The sequence below is a fragment of the Sphingobium sufflavum genome (genome assembly GCF_021403115.1).
Classification (GTDB): Bacteria; Pseudomonadota; Alphaproteobacteria; order Sphingomonadales; family Sphingomonadaceae; genus Sphingobium; species Sphingobium sufflavum.
Genome location: NZ_JAJSSH010000003.1, coordinates 110,432 through 128,026, shown reverse-complemented (window position 1 = coordinate 128,026; position 17,595 = coordinate 110,432). Strand labels below are relative to the sequence as shown.

The window sequence follows — 17,595 nt, the reverse complement described above, 5'->3', positions numbered from 1 at the left end:
GTGACCAATATCCAGCAAAACCCCCTCCCCGACCAGAGCCGGAGAGGGGATGCCCCATCAGAACAATTGCTTGCGCAGCGACAGGGTGATCGTGCGGCCCAGCGGGTCGACCAGCCCCGGACGATAGGCCAGCGGCGTCGCGCCGGTCCCGTCCGTCACACTCTGGCGCGTGTTGAAGATATTGTTCACGCCCAGCTGTATCCGCGCACCGCGCAGCCACGGCATCTTGCCGACCAGCTCCGGCCGCGCGCCCAGATTGGCGAACAGGCGCAGGTTGAACGTCGCCAGGCTGGAGAAGCGCAGGTTCGACGTGGGCGTGCCCGCCGTGCCGACCACCCGCGTCGCGCCCTCCCATTTGCCGGTCAGCCGCGCGCCGAACCCGGCCTGTGAGAAGCCGCTCTGCACCTCGATCTCGTGCCGGGGCTGGCCCGCCCGCTCGCCCAGCGTATCGCCGTTCAGCAGGTTGAGTTCCGGCAACATCGCGGCCAGCCGCACTTTGTCGGTCAGGTTGACGGTATGATAGACGGCGAACTGGATGCGCCCGCCCCCACCGGGACCGCCACCGGGGCCGCGGCCGAAGCCGCCACCGCCGCCGGGGCCACCCGGTCCGCCGCCAAAGCCGCCGCCCGGACCACCGGCACCGCCACCTGTCCGCGCACCACCAGTGTTCGCCCCGCCGCCCAGGCTGCCCGCGACCGCGCTGGTCGCGGAACCGCCTGTGCCGCCGCCGGACTGGCCACCCTGCTGCCCGCCTTGCTGGCCGCCCGGATTGCCGTCGGGACGGGGACCGCCCTCGCCGCCGCCCTCACCGGGGGGCGGGCCACCCTCGCCGCCGCGCCCGAAATTGGGCGGCATGCCATTGGGGAACCGCTTTTCCCGCTCCGCCCGCATCGCGTCGATCAGCGACTGCGGCGTCTTGAGCGTCTTGGTGAAGTTCAGGCCCCAGCGGATCGAGCTGTTCTCGCGCCGGGCGATGTTGATCGAACGGGTATCGATGCTGACCAGCTCGCCCGTCGCCCGGTTACGCTCGAACCGCTGGCCCAGGTTTGGCTCGTCGGAGAACCGAGTGCCAAAGGCCGCTTCCGACGCATCGGTCGTGCCTGGCAGGGAGCCGACGCCGTTGCGCGCCACCCGGCGGTTATAGTCAAGGCTGAAGGTCAGGTCGGTCTTCGTCCCGAACGGCTTGAGCGTCAGGCCCAGCCGCATGTCGTTCTGCTCCGCCTCGCGCAGACCGCGATTGCCGCCGCTGGTCTGGGTAATGTTGACCGTCTCGCCCTTCTGGTAATCGAACACCTGCACATTTTGCGTGACGATGGTCGGGTTGCCCAGTTGCTGCACGGTCGGCGCCGTCTCCGCGCCCTTGAAGGACGCGATGAGCGCCACCCCGTTGCGCGGCCGCCAGTTGAGGCCGAAGCCATAGCCCTTGATCGTGCCGAAGTCGGACAGCGACTGCACCTCCACATTGCCGTTGGCGGACAGCTTGCCGATGAAGGGCGACGAGCTTTTGACCAGTGGCAGGTCGAGGCTGAGCGAGCCGACGCCGATGGAGCGGTCCAGCGTCGCCATATTATAGACGGTGGCGCGGGTGGATTCGGACTCGAAGCCATTATAGCTGCCGCCGATCCGCGCGGTCAGCGAGATTTCGCCCGCGGGCAGGCGATGCAGATTGCCGTTCACCGTCAGGTCGGTCGCGGCCAGATCGGTACGGCTGCGCCCAACATCGGTCATATTGTTCAATAGATAGTCGCGCTGCGTCAGCGTGCGCGATTCATCATGGGTGTAAGTGGTGGTCAGCGTCCCGCGCCACGCCTTGCCGTCGGCGTTCAGGGTGGAGCCGACCCGCGCGGTCTGCGCGCTGCCGCTGCGCGCCAGGGCGCCGCTGTCCGTGAACCGGGACGGTCCGGTCAGCGCCGCCGACTGATCGGTGACGAGTTCGAGGTTGAGCGAGCTGTTCAGCCACGGCGCCAGCGGCCGGGCATAGGTGCCCGTGATGGTCAGTTGCTTGCCGGACGGGATGGAGGTGCGGCGCGTGTCCGCCCCGGTGACGGGGTTGACGACACCCCGTTCCGATTCCAGCAGGCTCTCGGTCCGCTGATATTCGGCGTTGAGGTTCAGTCGGCCATTGCGGCGGATGGCGAGGAAGCCGACCTCCCCCTCCGCCTGGTTCGCGCCGCCGGCGGTCGCGATCCGGTCCTTGCCCTCCAGCGTGAAGGCGCGGAAACGGCGGCGCAGCACGATGTTCATCACCTTCTGGTCGGCGGGGTAGCCATATTTCAGGGCGACCTCCTCCGGCAATATCTCGACCCGCTGGATGGCCTCGGTCGGGATGGTCGCGATTTCGCGGAAGCTGGAGACGCGGCGGCCCTCCAGCAGCACGACGGGCTGCCCGCCCCGGCCGCTGGTCAACTGCGGCGTCAGTTCGGACACCAGTTCCGAAATATCGCTGACGCCCAGCGCGCGGACGTCGCCGGGGTTCATGGTCAATTCCGGCTGGAAATCGCCGACCACGGACCCGCGCGGACGCTGGCCCTGGACCACGATCTCCTCATCCTCCGACGCCGACAACGTGTCGCGGCGCAGCGGCTGCTCCCCCTCCTGCGCGACGGCCATATGCGGCATCAGCGCGGCGGACGCCAGCAATGCGCCCGTAAACGATAGCTTGTTCACCTGAACCCCTTCCCCGATTGCCCCCGATGGCCGGATGCCGCCTCTTTGCGCGTGCATCCGCCACAGTTCCGGCCGGCCACAGGGGCACGGTCCGGCTTTCACCCCGCGGCTCTACGCCGCGATTGTATCATGGGCTTGTCGCCATAATGCGAATTTGTCGCAAAATGTAGAGGAGGCCCCCAATCTTCTGCGGCGGCCTCTTCTGCGCCGCCGCCGTCAATAGCGCGGGAACACCTTCCGCACCAATTGCCCCCGCCATGGAAAGCCATGATAGTTGAAGAAGAACCAGCCATAGACGCGGGTGAAATACAGCACGACCGGGGCCATCGGGTCGCGCTGCGCCCGCATGTGGCGGAACAGCGCCATGTCCGCGCTCAGCCGGTCCCGCTCCCGCCCGCCGCCATTGATGCCATAGGCATTGTCGTGGCGCCGACACCCGGCGTTGCGGTTATACTTCCGCCCGTCCATGAACAGGCAATATTGACGTTCCTTTTCAGACATGGCCCCGCTAAGCATCGCGCGATGCAAATGTTCAAGCGCAAAGTGCTGTATCTGGGCGGCTTCGATCCGCGGGGCGCGCGCTTCTATCACTGGCTGTGCGCGGAGCAGGTCACGGCGCTGGCGGGCGACGATGCCGCGACGATCACCGATCCCAAACGGCGCGGCGGCAACATCCACTGGCGGGTCGAGGGCGGGTGCGCGGCGGACGGCACCGCCTATCGCACCGACTTCGAATGTCTGGTCTGGGACGATCTTGTCCGGCATCACTGGATCAAGGGCGCCTTCACCCTCCTCTCCCATGGCCTGCGCGCCTATGGCTGGTTTATCAGCCAGATCGACTGGCGCGCCGCGCGCGCCGTGCCCGGCGGCAGCAAGGTCACCCTCTTCTACCCCGGCGCGTCGATGCTGCTCGCGCCGCTGCTCGTCATGGCGGTGCTGGGCACGCTGCTGTCGCTGCTGATCCCGGCATGGCTCGCCTTTCCCGTCGCGCTGGCCGCCGGGGTCGCGGTGACGCCGACCCTGCTGAAACGGGTGCACAGCCTCTGGCTGTTGCGCTTCATCGTCTTCAACGACCTGCTCGCGCGCGATGCGGCGGGCGATGCGCTCACCGCCCGGCTGGCCAGCTTCGCCGACCGCATCCACGCCACGCTGGACGAGGAGGAGTGGGACGAGATCGTCTTCCTGACGCACAGCAACGGTTCCGTCCTGTCCGTGCCCATCATGGCCGACCTGCTCGCCCGGCGCGGCGGCACGCTGCCCGACCGGTTCAGCACGGTGACGCTGGGCGGCACGATCCAGTTGATCGCCTGCCGCCGGGATGCCCGTGCCTATGGCGCAATGCTGGATGTGGTGGCGGCCGGGCGCTATCGCTGGCTCGACATCGGCTCGCTGACCGACGGGGCGTGCATCCCGCTGGTCGATCCCTGCCTGACCCGGCCCGTCACCCGCCCGGCGGGGCTGGTGCAGGTCAGCCCGCGCTGGTTCCGCTACAGCGATCCCGCCACCTACGCCGCCAAGCGCCGCGACAAATATGAGACGCATTTCAACTATCTGCGCCGTCTCGACCGGCCGTCGCCGCTGGACTATATCGGCATCACCTGCGGCGCGCGGCCGCTCCCCCTGTCCATCGCGGCTTTTCAGGCGGAAAATGGCGTGGACGTCCGCCCGGTAAAGACGGTCCTCGCCCATGTCTGAATGCCCCTTCACCCCGCCCTATCCGGTCCCACACCGCAGCAAGGCGTCGCTCGTCAAACGCTTCTTCACCGGCTGGTCGAGCTGGATCCACACGCTGTTCAAACGCAGCTACACGATGAAGATGGGCGAGATTCACCTGCCCAAACTGGACTTCTACATCGCCAACGAACTGTCCATCGTAGACCGGGTGATGACCGACGCCGACCGGGAGTTTCCCAAGCACCAGTTTCTGAGCGACCTTGTCGAACCGCTGATCGGACAGAGCGTGTTCAACACCAATGGCAAGGTGTGGGACGACCAGCGGCGGATGATAAACCCCGCCTTCGCCCACACCAACCTCAAGCGCGTCTATGAACTGATGAGCAACGCGGTGGCGGACATGCTGGCGCATCTGCGCGCGCAGGATCATGACGCCGCCATCGACATCGACCCGGTGATGACCCATGTGACGGCGGACGTCATCTTCCGCACCATGTTCTCGGTCAGTCTCGACCGGGACGAGGCGCTCCAGATCCACCACGCCTTCACCCGCTTCCAGAAAAACGCGCAGCCCGGCGCGATGCTGCGCGTCTATGGCCTGCCCAGCTTCGGCTTTCCCCGCCGCGCACTCCGCGCCTCGGCGCAAATTCATGCGGTGTTCGCGCCCCTCGTCCGCACCCGCTACGACGCCTATCATCGCGGCGCGACGCCCGCCCAGCCGGACATCCTCCAGTCGCTGCTGGAGGCCCGCCACCCGGAGACGGGCGCGCCCTTCAGCTTTGAGGAACTGATCGACCAGATCGCCCTCATCTTCCTCGCGGGCCATGAAACCTCCGCCAGCGCGCTGAGCTGGGCGCTCTACCTCCTCTCCGAAAGCCCCGACCTCCAGGACCGGCTCCATGCCGAGATCGTGGCGGCGGCGGGCGACGGCCCCATCGGTTTCGAGCATCTCCGGGGGCTGGACGGCGTCCGCAACCTGTTCCGCGAGACATTGCGCCTCTACCCGCCCATCGGCTTTTTCGCGCGCACCATCACCCGGCCGACCGTGATGCGCGAGAAGCGGATGAAGCCCGGCGCGATGATCGTCATCTCCCCCTGGCTGATCCAGCGGAACAAGGAGAATTTCACCTGCCCGCACAGCTTCGACCCGGACCGTTTTACCCGGCCGGAAGAGGCGGAGGCGGTGAAGAGCGCCTATATGCCGTTCGGCAAGGGGCCGCGCATCTGCGTCGGCGCGGGCTTCGCCCAGCAGGAGGCGATGCTGGTCCTCGCCGCCATCATCCGCGCCTTCCGGCTGGACTATCCGGCGGGGCCAAAGCCGGAACCGGTGAGCCGCCTGACCCTGCGGCCCAAAAAGGGCATCCGCCTGCGCCTCTCCCCGCGGGGGTGAAGTCCGGGGCGCAGGGGCAGCCATTCCATTCCCCTCCCCGCTCCCTCGCACGCCGACCACATGTCATCCGCACACCATCGCGCAAATCGCCGTTGTCATCGCCACGGCTCCTGTGCCATGGGCGACGTCAGCGTAATGAAATTGAGAGGCGTTTGCAATGTCCGGGCTTATCTCCATCATCCTTGCGACCGCAGCCGTCACCGCCCCCGCACCGGTCGGGGCGAATAAATGGATCCTCGCGCCGGAACATCAGGAACTGACGCTGGAGGTCTCGCAACGGGGCGGCGTCGGCTACACGATTGCCGTCGGGCCGGATGGCGCGCTGCTGCGCTGCGAGACGGAGAAGACGAACCGCATCGACCGCGATGTCTGCCGGATATTGATGCGTAATGCCCGTTTCCTCCCCGCAAAGGACGATCAGGGCAATCCGATCCTGGGCGTGCATGACGGATTCGCCAACTTCGCCTTCCCCGGTAAGAGCCAGTGGCGGGACCGTTCGAAACTGGCGGTGACCGTCGACCGGCTGCCGGATGGCGTCAACAGCCCCGCCTTCGTGAAGGTCGCCTTCCTGGTCGACGGCACGGGCGCGATCAGCGACTGCACCGCTGCGGCGGCAGAACGGCGGCGTTCCGCGCAGAATGTCGGTACGCTGGTCCCGGCGGCGTGCGAGAAGGCGGTGAAGGACTATCGCCCCGCGCCCGCCCACAACGCGGCGGGCGAGGCGGCGCGCTCCGTCCAGACCGTCCTGATCCGCTTCGAGACGCCGCAGGCCCCAACCCAACCCTGAACTCCCGGCCCTGAACTCCCGGCCCTGAACTCCCGACCCTGAACTCCCGACCCTGAACTCCCGACCCTGAGATACCGATCCTGATCCCCCGGCCCTGATCCCCCGCCCTGACCTGTGATGCCGGGGCGGCGGCGGCCTGCCTGCCCCCCGCCTGACGAACGCAGTCCATGCCCCTGTGGCCGGACCCGCAGAAACCTTTTGTGACACGCTCCTTACAAATGCCACGCCCTCACCCCATATCAGGGTGAGAGCGGACCCTTCGTCACGACTCCTCGTCGCTTCCCTGCACAATCTATCCGGTCGGATCGCCCGCCCGAATTTCCAGAGGCTGGAAACACCCGCGTTGCGCCAGGGAAGAGACCCGGCGCGCGCTCGCTGGAGTACGTCCTGTGATCGCCTATCTCATCCTCGTCCATCGCTATCCCGAACAGTTCAAACGCATGTTCCGGGCGATCTATGTCCCCGGCAACCACTATCTGATCCATATCGACAAAAGCTCCGGTCCGGCCTTTGCCGCCAGCATCACGCAATTTCTGGCCCCCTATCAGAACGCCGCCATCCTTCCTGCGAAGAAGGCCGTGTGGGGCGGCTACAGCCTCGTCGATGCGGAGCTGCGCGGGATGCAGCAATTGCTGGCGATGGGGGCGGACTGGAAATATTTCATCAACCTCAGCGGCCAGGATTTTCCGCTGAAATCGCAGGCCTATATCGCCGACTTCCTGACCGAGCATGACGGCACCCAGTTCATCCGCGCCGTGGACCAGCGATTGATCCGGCCCGACACGATGAACCGCCTCAGCCATTATTTCCTCGAAGCCTTCAGCCGCATCTGGCGCACGGGTATTCCACGCAAATATATGAGAGGCGTCACCCCCTTCATCGGCACCCAATGGAAGGCGGTCACGCGCGATTTCTGCGCGTTCGTCTGCAACGATCCCGCCATCAATCGCTACAAACGCTATTATCGCGGCACGCTGATCGCCGACGAAGGCTTTTTCCAGACCGTGATGAAGAACGCCTTTCCCCACGAATCTGCCGCGAACGACGACTTGCGCACCATCGACTGGGTGCCCGACGGCGACATCAAGCTGCGCCCCCGCACATTCACCGCCGACGACACGATGCGCCTGACGCTCAGCCCCGACCTGTTCGCGCGCAAGTTCGACGCGACGGAGGATGCGGAAATCCTCGACATATTGGAGGCCCATCTGGAAACGCCAAAGGCGCGGCTGTTCCAGCGCAGTTCCTACACCGAACCGGCGCGGGCCGATAGTATCGCCCGTGATGGAGAAGCGGTTGGCGTGAGCGGCGATCCCCTATAAGGGCAGCGTATGCTGCGCCTTTCCGGACTGACCCTGCCCCTCGACCATGCGGACGAGGCGATCCCCCTCGCCATTTGTGCGCGGCTGGCGATAGACCGCGACGACCTGCTGGACTGGGAGGTCGTGCGGCGCGGCAATGACGCCCGGCGCAAGAGCGCGATCCTGCTGGTCTATACGCTCGACCTGACCCTGCGTGACGAGGCGGAGGCGCTGGCCCGGTTCGCCAAGGACCATGACGTCCGCCCGCGCCCGGACACCGGTTATCATCCGGTAGCCCACGCGCCGGAGGGCTGGTCCGGCCTGCGCCCCGTCGTCATCGGCGCGGGGCCGTGCGGCCTGTTCGCGGGCCTCATCCTCGCGCAGATGGGGTTCCGCCCGATCATCATCGACCGGGGCAAGGTGGTGCGGGAGCGGACGCGCGACACATGGGGCCTGTGGCGTCGCTCCGAACTCAACCCCGACTCCAATGTGCAGTTTGGCGAGGGGGGCGCGGGCACTTTCTCGGACGGCAAGCTCTATTGCCGCATCAAGGATCCCCGCTTCCTGGGGCGCAAGGTTCTCACCGAATTCGTCAAGGCGGGCGCGCCGGAAGACATATTGACCGAGGCGCACCCCCATATCGGCACCTTCCGCCTCGTCACCATGGTCGAGTCCATGCGCCAGACCATCGAGGCGCTCGGCGGCGAATATCGCTGGCAGACGCGCGTGGACGATGTCGCGATGGACCGGCGGCCCGACGGCACGTTCGCCATGCGCGGCCTGCACATGGCCGACGGCAGCTTTCTGGAGGCGGACCATGTCGTCCTCGCCATCGGCCACTCCGCTCGCCCGACCTTTGAGATGCTGCACGCGCGCGGCGTGCATATGGAGGCCAAGCCCTTCTCCATCGGCGTCCGTATCGAACATCCGCAAGCGTGGGTGGACGAGGCACGCTATGGCAAATATGCCAAACATCCGGTGCTGGGCGCCGCCGCCTATTCCCTCACTCACCATTGCGACTCCGGGCGCACGGTGTACAGCTTCTGCATGTGCCCCGGCGGCCGCGTTGTCGCCGCCACGTCGGAGGAGGGGCGCGTCGTCACCAACGGCATGAGCCAATATAGCCGCGCTGAGTTCAACGCCAACTCCGGCCTCGTCGTCAGCATCGAGCCGGAGCGGGACTATCCCGGCGGGCCGCTGGCCGGCATCGAGTTTCAGCGCAAATGGGAAAGCCTGGCCTATGTCGCGGGCGGCTCCAGCTATGCCGCGCCGGGGCAGACGGTGGGCGACTTCATGGCGGGCCGCGCTTCCACCACGCTGGGGCAGGTCGAACCCTCCTACAAGCCCGGCGTCACGCCGACCGACCTTGCCCAATGCCTGCCCGCCTTCGCGGTGGAGGCGATGCGCGAGGCGCTGCCCGCCTTTGGCCGCCAGATCAAACATTACGACCATCCCGACGTGGTGATGACGGGCGTGGAGACGCGCACCTCCTCCCCGCTTCGCATCACGCGCGGCAAGGATTTGCAGAGCCTCAACGTCGCCCGCCTGTTTCCCGGCGGGGAGGGCGCGGGCTATGCGGGCGGTATCCTGTCCGCCGCCATCGACGGCATCAAACTGGCGGAAGCCGTAGCACAGAGCATCATGACCCGATGACCGACACCAACAGCTTCGACGCGATCATCCTGGGTGCGGGCGCGGCCGGCATGATGTGCGCGGCGACGGCGGCACAGCGCGGCCGGCGCGTGCTGCTGGTCGACCATGCCGATGCACCGGGCAAGAAGATCCTGATTTCCGGCGGCGGTCGGTGCAATTTCACCAACGTCAACACGGCGGCGGACCGTTTCCTGTCCGCCAACCCCCATTTCGCCAAGTCGGCCTTGGGCCGCTACAAGCCCCGCGACTTCATCGCGCTGGTCGACAGCTATGGCATCGCCCATCATGAGAAAACGCTGGGCCAACTCTTCTGCGACGGTCCCGCGCGCCAGATCGTGGACATGATGGTGGAGGAATGCGCCAAGGGCGGCGTCGAGTGGTCGCTGGGCCGCTCCGTCGACGCCGTCACCCATGCCGATGGCCTGTACCGCGTCAGCATCGGCGTGCAGGAGGCGATCGCGCCCGCGCTGGTCCTCGCGACCGGCGGCCCCTCCATTCCAAAGATGGGCGCGACCGGCCTCGCCTATGACCTGGCGCGCCAGTTCGGCCTGTCCGTGGTGCAGCCCCGCCCCGCCCTCGTCCCCTTCACCCTCGGCGCGGAGGACGCCCTTTTCCAGTCGCTGTCCGGCGTGTCGGCGGAGGTGATCGTGCGCTGGAACAAGGTGAAATTCCGCGAGGCCGCCCTCTTCACCCATCGCGGCCTGTCCGGCCCGGCGATGCTGCAAATCTCCTCCTATTGGGAGCATCGCACCGCCATCGGCGTCAATTTCCTGCCCGACGGCTGGGCCGACTGGCTGCTGGACGAGAAGAAGGTCCGCCCCCGCACCCCCATCCGCCGCGTGCTGGCGCAGCATCTGCCCGAACGTCTGGCCGACGCGCTGCTGGAACAGTTGGGCGTGGCGGGCGAACTGGGCGCGCTGACCGACAAGGTGCTGCGCGGCGTGCAGGGCCGCCTTGCCGACTGGCCCTTCACCCCCAATGGGACGGAGGGCTATGCCAAGGCGGAAGTGACGGCGGGCGGCATCGCAACCACCCAGCTTTCCTCCCGCACCATGGCCGCGAACCGGGTTCCGGGCCTCCATGCCATTGGCGAGGCGGTGGACGTCACCGGCTGGCTCGGCGGCTATAATTTCCAATGGGCCTGGGCCAGCGGACGGGCGGCCGGCGAGGCGATCTGAACCGTCCCGGAACAGGTCAGGCCCCGTTCAGCGTCCATGCGATATTCGATATGGCGAAATCATGCGCTTGACCTGCATAGCTATTCGCGCGAAAATAGAACCATGTTCTCCCCTTTGTTTCAAAGGATTTCCCGATGGCCACCGCCGCCAAAACCACCCAGTTCCTCTACGAAGACGTCAAGCCTAACATCGGCAGCCGCATCCTCAACAACAAGGCCGATCTGCTCGCCGGCACCTTCGCCAGCGAGATCCGTGAACGGCTGGAGCAGCGCGGCATCCTGATCTTTCCGCAGATCAATTTCACCAATGAGGAGCAGGTGGCCTTCACCGAGACGCTCGGCACCTTCGCGCCGGAAGGCGCCGATGGCCGCAACGTGTCCAAGATCACGCTGGACGTGAAGGAAAACCCGTCCGCCGCCGAATATCTGAAGGGTTCGCTCTACTGGCACATCGACGGCACGCGCAACGACGTGCCGATCCTGGCCTCGCTGCTGACCTGCAAGGTGCCCAGCCCCAAGGGCACCGGCAACACCGGCTTCTGCAACACCTATGCCGCCTATGAGGCACTGTCCGACGAGGACAAGGCACGCTATGAGTCGCTCAACGTGCTGCACGCCCCCTGGGCATCGCTCTTCTATTATGAGCCGGAGCCGAGCTTCGCCAAGCTCAAGATGATGCAGTCCATCGGCGAGAAGGAACTGCCCCTCGTCTGGAAGCATAAGTCCGGCCGCAAGTCGCTGGTCCTCGGCTGCACCGCGCATCATGTCATCGGCGTCGACCATGCGGAAAGCGCGCGGATCATCGTCGGCCTGCGCGAATGGGCGACCAGCGAGGAATTCAGCTACAGCCATGAATGGTCGGTCGGCGATCTCGTGATCTGGGACAACACCGGCACGATGCACCGCGCGGAGGCCTATGATCCCGACTGCGGCCGCATGATGCTGCGCACCAAGCTGGAGGGCGAGGAGCCCTGGGCATAAGCGCCTCGCGCTGACCCCCATGAAAAGGCCCGGCCTGTCGATCAGGCCGGGCCTTTTGCGTTTTGGGGCGTGATGACCTTGGCTTGACCGGCTTCGTCATTGCGAGCGCAGCGAAACAATCAACGGCGCGCTCATGGATTGGCTGGTCTTCCACCGCCTTCGATTCGCTACGCCGCAATGACGATTCACGGAAAGACCATCTTTCGCCAGGGCCATGCAGCTTCGGGACCGAGAGGGTAGCGGCATCGCCCGCCCATGCCGCGCGCCTGCCCACGCCCCCCCCCTGCCCGCTGACCATGCCCGCTGACGATGCCCGCCCCAAACACTCGCTCCAAGGCCCGCACGACGGAGCAGCCACGCCACCCTCGAACCGCCCGCCGTAACAAGCCTGTTCCGCCCGCGTCATTTCTGTTGCACCCGCCCGACGAGCGGCTATAGGCTGTCCCCGGATGCGGGCGTGGTGGAACTGGTAGACGCGCCGGACTCAAAATCCGGTTCCGCAAGGAGTGTCGGTTCGATTCCGACCGCCCGCACCACTTTCCCCCTGCACTTTTCAGGCCGCTCCCACCCCGGACGACGGCCCGATCGCTCCGGGCCAGCGGCGCGGTCGGCGCAATCGCATTGCCACGATCAGCGCCTTTCCCGATCACGCTCTCACCCTTCAGGCTGGCCCCTCAGACGCTCACCCTATCACCGCCCTGCCGCCCCCCGGCGCTACCCCCGTGCCGCGACCGTAAAATCAATCTCCAGCGCGTCGATCAGCGGCACCAGCCAGTCCAGCAGCGCAAGGTGGAGCGGATGGGTCGCATAGGCGTCGAACGCCGCTTCGCTGGTGAAGCTCATCACCCCCGTCGTGGTATAGCCAGCCGCCTTGGGCGAGACATTGTCGCCGACCAGCACGCTGTCCAGCCCGTCGATGGCGCCGCCAAAGGCTGCAATCGCCTCCACCGCGCGCGCCTTGTCCGCCGCGGTCGCCTCGGCCTTCCAGATGAAGGAGAAAATATGCACGAACATGATGGGCCTTTCCCGCTGTCTCGATGATCCGATGCCATGCTGACTGCCGCAGTCCGCGCGCCATGACCAGCCCCGGTGGAGAGGCCGGTGGGCAAAAGAACGCCGCCCACACGCTCCCGCACGGCTGCGGCCATGGAGGGAGCACAACGCCACGCGGCCAGCGCCGACCCGCACGCCGATCCCGCGATGGGAATGGACGGGCAGGGCGCGCAATCGGCCCCCACCCCCGCCCTTCACCCGATTGCCCATCGGCACGCAACCGGCCAGCCAGCCCGCACCCGTTGCGATCCTGCGCTATCCTGTGCCAGGCGACCGGGTGACCCACCCACGCGCGTCCACCGGGGCACAACCGAAGGCAAGCGCCCTCCTCAACCCCTCTTTGCACCAACGGCAACCGACGCAGGCAGCCTCTGCCAACCCGTCAGGCAACCGGACACACCCCGGCACCCCGCCCGCCGATCAGGCTCCCAATCAGGCCTCCAAAATCAGGCAGGCGTCAGCTGCAAAGTCCCGAAATTGCCGAACGTCCCCTCCGCATTGTCCGGCATGGGCGACAGGCGCGCGCTGTAGAAGACGGTGCTGCTGCTGGTGAACAGCGGGATGCGCGGCAGGTCGGTCTGCACCACCTTCTGGAACCCCGCATACAGGGCGCGGCGAGTGGCCGGGTCGATCTCCGTCTGCGCGTCCTCCAGAAAGCGGTCCGCCTCCGGGCTGGCGTAGTGGGACGCGTTGGAGAAGGCGACGCCCTTCTGGAAATTCTTGGACCAGAAGAACCGCTGCACGCCGATGGCCGGGTCCGGTCCCACCTGCCCGCCCGCGATTACCACCTCGAAGTCGCGGTCGGTGTAGACGCGCTTGACGAAGGTCGCGAAATCCTGGTTCCGCAACTGCACCTTGATGCCCACCTTGGCCAGCGCGCTGCGGATATATTCGCTCAGCTTGATCGACCGGTCGGTGCCCGGCGTGGGATCGAGAATGAAGCTCAGCCGCGTCCCGCTGGCGTCGGGCTTCAACCCCGCCTCGTCCAGCAGCGCCGTCGCCTTTGCCGGATCATAGGGATACAGCGGCACGTCGTCGGAATGGAACGCCTTGTACACCGCCGGGATCGGGCCAGTGTCGATCACCCCGTCACCGTACAGGATATTCTTGAGCACGAAATCGCGGTCGATGGCATGGGCGATGGCGCGGCGCACGCGCACATCCTGCAACTTGGGCAAGTCCAGGTTGAACTCCAGCCCGGACGCGGACGTCACCAGCCCATAATTGCGCTCGTCGACGCGGACATTCGCCAGCTTGGCGATGCGGTTGCGGTCGCCCGGCGCGATGGCGTTGGTGAAATGGATCTCCCCCGTCTCCAGCGCGACGGCATGGCTGGCGCTGTCGCCCAGCACGCGAAAGATGATGCCGGACAGCCGCGGCTTGCCCTCGTCCCAATAATCGGGGTTGCGCTCCAGTCGGACATATTGCCCCCGCTCCCACTCCACGAAGCGAAACGGCCCCGTCCCCACCGGCTTGATATTGGCGGGATTGCTGAGAATATCCTGCCCTTCATAGACATGGCGCGGGATGACCTGCGATTCATTGGAGGCCAGCGCGCTGACGATATAGGGCGTGGGCTTGGAGAAGCGCAGCACCGCCGTCAGCGGATCGGGCGTGTCCACCGCGACCAGATTGGCGAAGGTCGACCGGCCCCGGCTATGATAGACGCGCCACACCTTCAAGGCGGAGAAGGCGACGTCGGCGGAGGTGAAATCCCGCCCGTCATGCCATTTGACGCCGGGCCGCAGCTTCAGCGTCAGTTCGCGATTGTCCGCGTTCAATTGCCAGGACTGCGCCAGCCGGGGCACGGGCTTCAGGTCGGTGGCATAGCCCAGCAGCCCGTCGAAAATCTTGGTCGACACCGTCTGCGCGGTGCCGGCGGATGTCGTCGCGGCGGTCAGCGTGGTCGGGTCGGCGGTGATGCCCACGATCAGCGTATCGGCGTCCGCCCCGCCCGCCCCACCGCCGGCGCAGGCCTCCAGCAGCGGCAGGGTCAGCAACACGCCCCCTGCGGCCAGGAGGGCGCGGCGGCTGATCGCATGGCGGGGGTCACGGGTCATGGCATAATCCCAAAGATAGGCTGGTGCAGGACCAGACCGGTCGAGAACCGGGCTGGTGGAGGGCTAGGCTGGTGGAGGGCTAGGCTGGTGAAGGACCGGCCCGATGGAGGAGTGGACAGCGATCCGCCACCCACAGGCCAATGAAGCGCCACGCCCCGCAAAAGTCAGGGTCGCCGGACAGGACGGCAAGGGCGGAGGCCGGACGAGAACGGAACGCTCCTGCCACCCGTCAGCGTCCGCCGCCCCCGGCCCTGCCGCTCACCCGCCAGACGGGGGCAACCATGCCGCACCGCGTACGGCGGACGCGGTGCGGCGGGATCAGGCGACCGCGCGCGCGTCCAGCCCGGCCCAGGGGCGATGATCCACCCATTCGGCCACGTCGAAATTCTCCGCCAGAAAGCCCCATTCGTGGAGGAAATCCTTGTAGTGGCTGATCGCGTCCAGCAACTCCGGCTCCAGCCCGATGCCCAGATGGCGGTGCAGGTCGGGACCGTTGGCGGCGGCCACCACCTCCTCCGACGCATTCACCTCCCGCGCAACGAAGCGGCGAACCTCGTCAGGATGCGCCTCCGCCCACGCGCTGGCGCGGTGCAGCGTGGCAAGGATGGTGGTGACGAGGTCGGGGCGATCCTCCGCCAGCGCCTCGTCCACCGTCAGCACGCGCGGCGATCCGCTGTTGATGCGGATCTTGGGGTCGGGGTGGAAGCCGAACTCCGCCACCGCATGGGCCGCCAGCAGGTTGGCGACGGTGACGCCGCCGGTGCCCTTCACATAAATCGCGTCCACATCGCCCCGGATCAGCGCGGCGACCTCCGCGCCATAGGGATGGCGCGACCGCAGGCCGTGCAGTTGCGGCCCTTCGCGCTCGTCCAGCACCGACAGGGTCAGCGGAATATCCACGATCTCCACGTCGCTGGTCGTCAGCCCCTCCAGCGAGAGGGCGGAGACCAGCCCCTTCAGCGCGGTGGCCGCCATGAAATCGACGATGCCCGCCGGACGGCGCGCGACGCCGAAACGGCGGCCGATCAAATCGCGGGTGGTGCGGATGCCGGTGTGCGGCAGGGTGATGATCGCCTGAAACTCGTCGGTCCAGGTGATGCCGACCAGCCGGGTGCGCGCACCCTCCGACCGGGCGCGGATCGGCGGCACATTGCCGCCATGGCGGAAGCTGTAGGCCAGATGATGGTCGAAATGGCTGGTGCGGATGCTCCGATCCTGGCTGTCGATGATCGAATTGAGGGTCACCCCCTCCTTCCCGAACGCCTCGTCCAGATAGCCGAGCTGCACCGCCAGCCCGACCGGCGTCGGCACCGGGCAACGGGTGTACCAGATTTCGGAAACATCATTCTTGATCGCCATGCCGCCCTCCCGGAGCAGACCCGCCGCCGAAGCCTCCGTCCGCGACGATGCGGGCCGGGCGACTCCCACTGACGGGACCAGATAACAGGAGGACAGCTATATCTCCTATAATATCCATAGGAATTTAGATTATCTATGCCCCGGCCAAGCCCTGCTACCCCGCCCCCACCGGACGGCGCCTGTCAGTCGGGATAGGGCAGGCCATAGCGGTCGCGCACGGTGCGCCCTTCATAGGCGCGCGGATAGACGCCGCGATCCTGAAGGATGGGCACCACCTTGTCGACGAACTCCTCGATGTCGTCCGGCGCGCGTGGCGGCTGGTAAGTGTATCCGTCCACCGTGCCATCCGCCCACAGGTCGATGATCTGGTCGGCCACCTCCTCCGCCGTGCCGAGGACGAGGCGATGGTTCCCTTCCGCCCGCCGCACCGCCTGCCGCGCGGTCAGCCGCTCATGCGTCAGCAGTTCGGCCCAGCCGCGCCCCATGCCCACCGCCTGGATGCGGTCGCCGTCGGGGATGAAATCCTCGCCGTCCAGCGGCGCATCCGGGTCGAAATCGGCGGGGTCGATGCCATGCTCCCGCGCGAACCGGGCGAGCAGGCCGTCCTCCGATCCCGCGCCGCTGAACAGCTCATGCTTGCGCAGCGCCTCCTCCCGGCTCTCCCCGATGATCGCGACCAGTCCGGGGACCAGCTTGATGGTCGACGGATCACGCCCGAACCGCACCGCCCGTTCATTGACCTTCTGGCGAAAGGATTGCCCGGCGGCGCGGGACAGGATGTTGCAATAGATGATCTCGCCATGCTTGGCGGCGAGGTCCAGCCCCCAGTCGGACGCGCCCGCCTGCGCGATGACGGGGTGGCCCTGCGGCCCGCGCGGCACGTTCAACGCGCCGCGCACCGCGAAATAATCGCCGTCATGCTCGATCGGATGGGCCGAATCCGGTCCCCAGAACTGGCCGGGGTCGATATCGCCGTCACGGCGCGGATCCCAGCTTGCCCACAGTTTCTTGGCGACCTGGAGGAATTCGTCGGCGCGCGGATAGCGGATCTCGCGCGGGGGCAGCGGGTCGTTGCCGAAATTCGCCGCCACTTCCGGCACGAAGTTGGACACGATGTTCAGGACCAGCCGACCGCCCGACAATATATCCAGCGACTGCGCCCGCCGCGCCAGATTATAGGGCGAGTTATAGGTGGAGGAGACGGTGGCGACCAGCCCGATGTCCGGCACCTGCGCCGCCAGCGACGTCAGCAGGATCAGCGGGTCCAGCGTGTGCAGCGGTCGGCTGCCCGGTTCGGGGCGCAGCAACGGCATGTCGGACAGGAACAGCGCGTCGAAGACCCCGCGATGCGCCAGCCGGGCGATCCGCAGATAATAAGCGGGGTCATACACGTCCTGCCGCGTGCCGTCCCTGCGATGCGTCCAGGCCGCGCCCAGATAGCCGGTGGTGTTGATCCCGACGTTCAGATTCAGTCGGCGGGTGGTGTCGGTCAT

At 66.8% G+C, this 17,595-nt stretch carries 13 protein-coding genes and 1 tRNA gene; 8 read left to right on the top strand and 6 right to left on the bottom strand.

Translation table 11 applies throughout. The features are described from left to right. Positions 1-57: 57 nt before the first annotated feature. Positions 58-2,667, bottom strand: coding sequence for a TonB-dependent receptor (locus LWE61_RS06250; protein WP_234149186.1), 2,610 nt, complete (start codon positions 2,665-2,667; stop codon positions 58-60). Positions 2,668-2,883: 216 nt separating this feature from the next. After that, positions 2,884-3,168 (bottom strand): hypothetical protein, encoded by a 285-nt coding sequence (locus LWE61_RS06245; RefSeq protein ID WP_234149185.1) that lies wholly within the window; start codon positions 3,166-3,168, stop codon positions 2,884-2,886. A 21-nt stretch (positions 3,169-3,189) separates the two neighbouring features. Here LWE61_RS06245 and LWE61_RS06240 point away from each other — a divergent pair, with 21 nt between their 5' ends. From LWE61_RS06240 to LWE61_RS06205, 8 genes are all read left to right on the top strand, one after another. Further along, the gene (locus LWE61_RS06240; protein ID WP_234149184.1) at positions 3,190-4,362 is read left to right on the top strand and encodes a hypothetical protein; all 1,173 of its coding nucleotides are present in this window, start codon (positions 3,190-3,192) and stop codon (positions 4,360-4,362) included. Then, a complete protein-coding gene (locus LWE61_RS06235; RefSeq protein ID WP_234149183.1) occupies positions 4,355-5,731 on the top strand; it encodes a cytochrome P450 in 1,377 nt (458 codons plus the stop codon). Before LWE61_RS06240 ends, LWE61_RS06235 begins: the two co-directional genes overlap by 8 nt. 157 nt (positions 5,732-5,888) lie before the next feature. Beyond that, on the top strand, positions 5,889-6,518 hold the full coding sequence (locus LWE61_RS06230; protein ID WP_234149182.1) for a hypothetical protein: 630 nt from the start codon (positions 5,889-5,891) through the stop codon (positions 6,516-6,518). Between the two features lie 389 nt (positions 6,519-6,907). Next, positions 6,908-7,840 (top strand): beta-1,6-N-acetylglucosaminyltransferase, encoded by a 933-nt coding sequence (locus LWE61_RS06225; protein WP_234149181.1) that lies wholly within the window; start codon positions 6,908-6,910, stop codon positions 7,838-7,840. Between the two features lie 9 nt (positions 7,841-7,849). Next, positions 7,850-9,472: an NAD(P)/FAD-dependent oxidoreductase gene (locus LWE61_RS06220; protein WP_234149180.1), complete on the top strand. Its 1,623-nt coding sequence runs from the start codon at positions 7,850-7,852 to the stop codon at positions 9,470-9,472. After that, positions 9,469-10,650, top strand: a complete 1,182-nt coding sequence (locus tag LWE61_RS06215; RefSeq protein WP_234149179.1) for a BaiN/RdsA family NAD(P)/FAD-dependent oxidoreductase — start codon at positions 9,469-9,471, stop codon at positions 10,648-10,650. The genes LWE61_RS06220 and LWE61_RS06215 overlap by 4 nt, the downstream gene beginning before the upstream one ends. Positions 10,651-10,784: 134 nt before the next feature. Beyond that, positions 10,785-11,630 carry a TauD/TfdA dioxygenase family protein gene (locus LWE61_RS06210; RefSeq protein WP_234149178.1) on the top strand — a complete coding sequence of 282 codons (846 nt, stop codon included), beginning with the start codon at positions 10,785-10,787 and terminating at the stop codon, positions 11,628-11,630. Between the two features lie 451 nt (positions 11,631-12,081). Beyond that, positions 12,082-12,166 (top strand) — tRNA-Leu (locus LWE61_RS06205). A gap of 178 nt (positions 12,167-12,344) precedes the next feature. On the opposite strand, the gene LWE61_RS06200 is transcribed toward LWE61_RS06205, so the two are convergent. From LWE61_RS06200 to LWE61_RS06185, 4 genes are all read right to left on the bottom strand, one after another. Continuing rightward, entirely contained in the window at positions 12,345-12,644 is a 300-nt protein-coding gene (locus LWE61_RS06200) for a Dabb family protein (protein ID WP_234149177.1), read from the bottom strand. A gap of 485 nt (positions 12,645-13,129) precedes the next feature. Further along, the gene (locus tag LWE61_RS06195; RefSeq protein WP_234149176.1) at positions 13,130-14,743 is read right to left on the bottom strand and encodes an ABC transporter substrate-binding protein; all 1,614 of its coding nucleotides are present in this window, start codon (positions 14,741-14,743) and stop codon (positions 13,130-13,132) included. Positions 14,744-15,061: 318 nt separating this feature from the next. Next, on the bottom strand, positions 15,062-16,102 hold the full coding sequence (locus tag LWE61_RS06190) for an ABC transporter substrate-binding protein (RefSeq protein ID WP_234149175.1): 1,041 nt from the start codon (positions 16,100-16,102) through the stop codon (positions 15,062-15,064). A 182-nt stretch (positions 16,103-16,284) separates the two neighbouring features. Next, a complete protein-coding gene (locus LWE61_RS06185; RefSeq protein WP_234149174.1) occupies positions 16,285-17,595 on the bottom strand; it encodes an NtaA/DmoA family FMN-dependent monooxygenase in 1,311 nt (436 codons plus the stop codon).